The sequence below is a fragment of the Geminicoccus sp. genome, assembly GCF_036263595.1.
GTDB lineage: Bacteria > Pseudomonadota > Alphaproteobacteria > Geminicoccales > Geminicoccaceae > Geminicoccus.
The window spans coordinates 1-5830 of record NZ_DATAGQ010000238.1 but is presented as its reverse complement, the minus strand read 5'-3'; the positions used below and the strand labels follow the sequence as shown (position 1 = coordinate 5830).

Here is a 5830-nt window from a genome sequence, read left to right as displayed (position 1 = left end):
TCGATCAGCAGGTCGCCCCTTAACCTGCCTGGACGGCCGAGGCGACCACAGCACGGGCAAACCAGCCCTACCGACGGCCTGAGTACAGTCATCAAGCCAACGCCGTCGCCCTGCGGTCTCAGGCAGACCCCTGGAGGGGCTACTTCAAACCGTCCAGAAGCCGATCTGATCAGGCGCGATCACCCGGTAGCCTGCCTGCAGCAGGTGACCGATCGTGGCCTCCCAGGTAGCCGCGCAAAAGTTCTTGCCGTGCAGGAGAACCACCGTGCGGCCATTTGGGCGGTCCGGTGCGATGTCCATGAAGGCCATCGCCATCGGCTGGCGCTGCGACTGAAACTCGAACCGCTCGGTCCTGAACGGGTAGCCGAAACCCTGCAATTCCGGGCCGTACTGCGAGGCTGTGTCGCTATGGGCGTCGCCCGCAGCCAGGATGGCCAGCGCGATGGCGCAGGAAGCAAGCATTGTTCTCAACGAGAGGACCTCCGGTCGTCGGTTGCCTTCCAACTGGAACGGAAGGTGCCGACGTCCAGAGCCTCGGCCGGCAGATCACCAGCTAGCCGGTGATCTGCCGGCCTTCGATGATCAGGCGAGCGCCTTCGGCGTGTCCTTCACATGGTCCAGGTCGGGCGCGTTGCCGTAGGACATCCGGCGGATCTGCTCGATCACCCGGTCCATCTCCTCGGCCGAGAGGTGAGGCGGCTCGCCGATCGCCAGTGCGTGAACATACATTTTGGCCAGTGTCTCGACCTCGATCGCCAGGCCAAGCGCCTTGTCCAGGCTCTTGCCGAGCGTGATCATGCCGTGATGGCCCATGATGCAGGCGTAGCGGTCCTTCAACGCGACCAGGACCTCATCCGACAGCTCCTGCGTGCCGAAGGTCGCATACTTGCTGACCCGGATGTCGTGGCCGCCGGCTACCGCCGTCATGTAGTGGAAAGGCGGGATGCCGCGCTCATGGGTCGCCAGCACGGTCGTATAGGTCGCGTGGTTGTGCAGGACGACGTTGACGTCCGGCCGGTTCTTCAGGATGTCGCGGTGGAACCGCCACTCCGACGACGGGCGGTGCCGGCCGGTGAAGGTGCCGTCCCATTTCATCGAGACGATGTCCTCCGGCGTCATCACCTCGTAGGGCAGGCTGGTCGGGGTGATCAGCAGACCGTCCTCGATCCGGTAGGAGATGTTGCCTGCCGTACCCTGGTTGATGCCCTGCCTGGTCATCTCCAAGGCCGTCGCGATCATCTTCTGGCGGACGTCCAGATGACTGATCTCACTCACTTCGCTACTCCTGATGGTCGGTCGATGGGAAGCCGCTGCAGGATCGGGGCAGCGGCCGCTGGATATGCCTTGCTACCGCGTCGCGCCAGTGGGCGCGGTATCGGGCAAGGCCGTCGAGATGCAACGGCGAGGCGTGCTCGGGGCGCAGCCGGGCTGGCCTCTTCAGATTCTCATGGGTCCACAACAGCGCAGCACCTGCTGCCGTCCCACCACCCTGGTGGTTGACCAGCACAAGCTGATTGGGCCGCAGGGCCGCCATCAGGCTGGCGAACGCAGGATCGACGGTGAACCCGCCATCGATCACGATCGTCTGATCGCTGCGCATCAGATCCAGGCAGATGTCCGCCACCAGGGCGTTGTAGAGCGTGGCGAGCGCGATGCGGCCGGCAGGATTGGGGACGGGCCCCTCGATCCGGCCGCGCCCGGCGCTGCTCGGGAAGACACCGTCATTGTCCACGAAGCTGGGCATGGCCAGGACGTCCTGGTCGACCACGGCCTGCAACGCTTTACGGACGGCCCTGCCACTGGAACCTCCTGCGATCACGGCATACTCGCGCCCGCCCATCGCGAGGACGCCCGCCACGGGGTGCCCCTCGACATCGCTGGTCACGGTCATGCCGAACTCCTCGTCCAGCGCGGCCGCCGGCGTGCTGGGGCACATGCCGACGATCCAGGTGCCGGTCGACAGGAGCGCGAAGTCCTCGAAACCTGCTGCTTGATAGCCGTACAGGTTGGCGGTGCTGTCATGGATGCCGGCCAGCACTTGCATGGACGGCGGCAGGTTGAGCCCCGGCCTTGGCGTGCCCAGGACCTGATAGGGCGGGACGACCTTCGGCAGCAGGTGCCCCCATCCCAACTGCTCGACGATTCCGGTCGACCGGCGGTCTAACGGATTCACCAGCTGCGACTGGGCACCGAGCATGGTGGTGTCGATGGACGGCACACCAGTGAGGCGCCAGGCCCAGTACTGGGGCAGGGGCAGGAAATGGCGCGCGCGCCCGAACTCGCTCGGAAAGGCGCGCTGCATCATGAGCATCTGCTGCGCGAAATGCCCGGCCTGCCGCTGGATCACCGATCCGCGCCTGGCAAACGGTGGCATCAGCGAGGCGTATTCCTCGGCAACGCCCGCCGGCACCTCGCTTTCATAGTCGATCGGCTGCAGCACCGGACCGTCATCATCCACCAGCACGCCACCGGAACCGTGGCAGGCGCTGACGAAGGCGTCGATCTCCCATTGCCGGCTGAAATCGACCAGCGAGGCGATCAGCCAGTCCTCGATGGAGGGAAGGTCGTAGTGCAGCCAGGGCGGGCCAGGCAGGGACCGGTTCACCCGGCTGCGCTCCGCCAGGAGCATCCCGTTCTCGTCGAGCAGGTGGATCTTCAGGTTGGTCTTGCCGATGTCGAGGACGGCGACGCTCATTCCATTCCCCGAAGCACAAGGGCGAGCTTCGGCCAGGCGGCCTGAAGTGCGAGCACGGTGAACAGGATGCCTTCCCAGATGGCCAGCGTGAGTTGCGGGTCGACACTGAGCATGTTGAAGCCGGTCGAGATGACCTGGAGGATGCAGAGCGAGATCACATTGCAGCCGGCTGCTGGCCTTGCCGAATCACGAGGATCCGCCAAGCATGGACATAGATCTCCGGCACCTCGTCCGGGATCAAGACCACAGCGACGCCGCCCGCCGCCAGCTCTCCGACAATGCCGTGGACTTCGCGCTCGGCAGCGACGTCGCTCCTGGACGCCTCAAGCTTGCGAACGATCCTGCGCAGATGGTCCAGCTCGATCTGGCTGGGCAAAGTGGCTGGCGCCTTCCGCACGCCCATTTTGATCGCCTGAACCTGGAACTGCCGCCGGTCTCGACGAGCGCGATCTCCGACGCTTCACCCGCTCGGGCGACACCATTGCCGAGCGTGTTCGCGGCAAGGAGCCCATCAGCCGCGATCAAGCTGCACCTCGACATGGTGTTCATTCTCCCTGAGCCGGCCTCATCGGCGACATCTCGCTGGATGACGCTCGTGAAACCTTTCACCAGAAAGTTATAGAACGGCTCGGTATCGACGCAAGCAGGTTGACACGTCGGCTGCGGAAATGAACCCTGGTGATGTTCATGAACGATCAGGGATGGCAAAGCGCCGTGAGCATGCGCGACGCCAAGGGTAACTCGCAGCGTGTCACGATCCGCCATGTCGCTTCGGCGGCGGGCGTGTCGATCGCTACCGTTTCCAACGTCCTCAACGGCCGGACCAGCGTCGCACCCGAACTGGTGGCGCGGGTGCGGACGGTGATGGGGGAACTCGGCTACCAGCGCGACCAAGTGGCGTCGACCCTGCGGCGCCGGCAGACATCCGTGGTGGGCTTGGTCCTGCCCACGCTGATGAGCCCGTTCCTGGCAGCGCTCGCCACCCGGCTGGAGGGGCTGGCCCACGCCCAGGGATTCCAGCTGCTGGTGGGCAGCGCCAACGAGGATGCCGAGCAGGAGCTGAGCCGTGTGCAGGCGATGCTGGCCTGGCGGGTGGCGGGCATGATCCTGGCACCGGTCGACAAGCGGTTCGTGTCGCAGTCGCTGATCCGCGATCAGGGGGTGAAGACGGTCATCGTCGACCGTACCAGCGACCATTCGGACTTCGATTCGGTCGGGGTCAACAACCTCGAAGCGACGCTGGTGGCCACCCGCCGGCTGATCGAGGTGGGTCACCGGCGCATTCTGGCGGTCGGGACCAGCCGTTCCATTCCGAACATGCTCGAGCGGATCACCGGATTCGAAACCGCGGCCGCTGCGGCGGGGATCTCGTCGAGCTGCGAGACGCTCTGTCCAGGCGGCGATCTGTTCTCCATCGGCAAGGCGCTGCACCGCCGGCTCCAGCAGAGGCCCTTGCCCACCGCCGTCTTTGCCCTGTCCGACGTGTCGACGCTGGCTGCTCTGCAGGAACTGGGCGATCGCGGCCTGCGCATGCCGGAGGACGTGTCGCTGCTGGGCTTCGACGATCATGAGTGGATGCAGGTGCTCCGCCCGCCGATCAGCGCGGTCCGCCAGCCGACCGACGAACTGGCCCGCCATACCTGGAATCGCATGATGCAGCGCATCCAGGGCGACGTATCCGGGGCGTCGCGCATCCAGCTGGCCTGTTCGCTCGAATGGCGGGCGTCGACGGCGGCACCCCCGGTAGAAGTGCCAGCCTGAAGGCTCAGCCACCGTCGAAGATCAGGCCGCCGCAGACGTTCAACGACTGCCCGGTAATGAACGCGGACGCGTCCGAGGCGAAGAAACAGGCGGCACCCACGATGTCGTCGGGCCGGCCTATGCGTCTAAGGGCAGTGGCCGCAGACCATTTGTCGATGTCCGTCTGGCTGCCGAGGTTCACCTTGCCCATCTCCGTCATGATGATGCCAGGGCAGATCGAGTTGGCCGTGATGCCGCTGTCTTCCAGCTCCATCGCCAGGACGCGGGTGAACTCGAGGACGGCGGCCTTGGTGGCGCAGTAATGTGCCTGACCCGGGCCTCCGCGCTTGCCGCCGACGGAAGCGATGTTGACGATCCGGCCGTAGCGGCGCTGGCGCATGTGCGGCAGCAGCGCCTGGGTCACCAGGAAGACTCCCTTGGCGTTGACGTCGAACACATCGTCCCATTGCTGCTCGGTGATGTCCTCGATCCTGGCCGAGGTGAGGATGCCGGCATTGTTCACGAGCACGTCGACCTGGCCTAGCCGTTCGATCATTGAGGCCGCCATGCGCTGCACCGCAGGCTTGTCGCGCACATCGGCTAGGACGATCAGGCTGCGCCGACCGAGTTCCTCGATCTCGCGGGCGAGCGTCTGCAAATCCCCGTTCTGCTGCTCGATGTCGTTGAGCGCCAGATCGAAGCCTTCCCTGGCAAGTCCAAGGGCGATGGCCCGGCCGATGCCGCGGCTCGCGCCCGTCACCAGTGCGACCCTGGTCATGGTTGTCGTTCCTTCGCTCATTTCACTGCGCCCATCGTCATGCCGGCCACGATATGTCGCTGGACGAAGAAGGTGAGGATTACGGGCGGGATCAGCTGGATCATCGACGCTGCCGCCATCTGCTCCCAGAGCGTCTGGGCCTGCCCCGAAAACGACGTCAGGATCACCGGGAAGGTCCGGGCACTTCGATTGGTCAGGAAAAGGGCGATCAGCAGTTCGTTCCAGGCGAACAGGAACACGAACACCGCCACCGTCATCAGCCCACCCGCGGCCATCGGCACCATCACCCTGGTGAGAACCTGGAGCCAGTTGCAGCCGTCAATGCGCGCCGCTTCCAGCACCTCGTGCGGGGCGCCGCGGAAGAACGACATCGCCATCCAGATGGCAAACGGCAGGTTGAAGCCGGTATAGATCAGGATCATGCCGGTCCAGGTGTCGAGGAGGCCGACGCCGCGCAGGGCCAGGTAGAGCGGCACGGCCGCGGCGATCGGCGGCATCATGCGATTGCTCAGGACCCACATCTTCACGTCCTCCTTGCCCTTGAAGGAGAACAGGGTGAGGCCGAACGCGCAGGGTATCGCGATGAGCAGGCAGAGGACCGTGCTGCACAGGGTGAT

Annotated in this window: 7 protein-coding genes and 1 pseudogene; 2 read left to right on the top strand and 6 right to left on the bottom strand. The window is 65.2% G+C overall.

The genetic code is table 11. From position 1 onward, the window contains the following. Positions 1-156 precede the first annotated feature (156 nt). The 4 genes and pseudogenes from VHL31_RS25735 to VHL31_RS25720 form a co-directional block, all read right to left on the bottom strand. Positions 157-462, bottom strand: a pseudogene (locus VHL31_RS25735) (alpha/beta fold hydrolase); the annotation flags it as partial. Positions 463-582: 120 nt separating this feature from the next. Then, the gene (locus tag VHL31_RS25730; protein WP_414653833.1) at positions 583-1218 is read right to left on the bottom strand and encodes a class II aldolase/adducin family protein; all 636 of its coding nucleotides are present in this window, start codon (positions 1216-1218) and stop codon (positions 583-585) included. Positions 1219-1279: 61 nt separating this feature from the next. Beyond that, positions 1280-2695: a hypothetical protein gene (locus VHL31_RS25725; protein ID WP_329664107.1), complete on the bottom strand. Its 1416-nt coding sequence runs from the start codon at positions 2693-2695 to the stop codon at positions 1280-1282. Then, positions 2692-2898, bottom strand: coding sequence for a hypothetical protein (locus tag VHL31_RS25720; protein ID WP_329664106.1), 207 nt, complete (start codon positions 2896-2898; stop codon positions 2692-2694). Before VHL31_RS25720 ends, VHL31_RS25725 begins: the two co-directional genes overlap by 4 nt. Positions 2899-2978: 80 nt before the next feature. Here VHL31_RS25720 and VHL31_RS25715 point away from each other — a divergent pair, with 80 nt between their 5' ends. Then, positions 2979-3317, top strand: coding sequence for a hypothetical protein (locus tag VHL31_RS25715; protein ID WP_329664105.1), 339 nt, complete (start codon positions 2979-2981; stop codon positions 3315-3317). A 65-nt stretch (positions 3318-3382) separates the two neighbouring features. Further along, positions 3383-4456: a LacI family DNA-binding transcriptional regulator gene (locus VHL31_RS25710; RefSeq protein ID WP_329664104.1), complete on the top strand. Its 1074-nt coding sequence runs from the start codon at positions 3383-3385 to the stop codon at positions 4454-4456. 4 nt (positions 4457-4460) lie between these two features. Here VHL31_RS25710 and VHL31_RS25705 read toward each other — a convergent pair whose 3' ends face one another. Then, positions 4461-5213, bottom strand: coding sequence for an SDR family NAD(P)-dependent oxidoreductase (locus VHL31_RS25705; protein ID WP_329664103.1), 753 nt, complete (start codon positions 5211-5213; stop codon positions 4461-4463). A gap of 17 nt (positions 5214-5230) precedes the next feature. Continuing rightward, on the bottom strand, positions 5231-5830 hold a 600-nt coding region (locus VHL31_RS25700), incomplete at its 5' end, for a carbohydrate ABC transporter permease (RefSeq protein ID WP_329664102.1).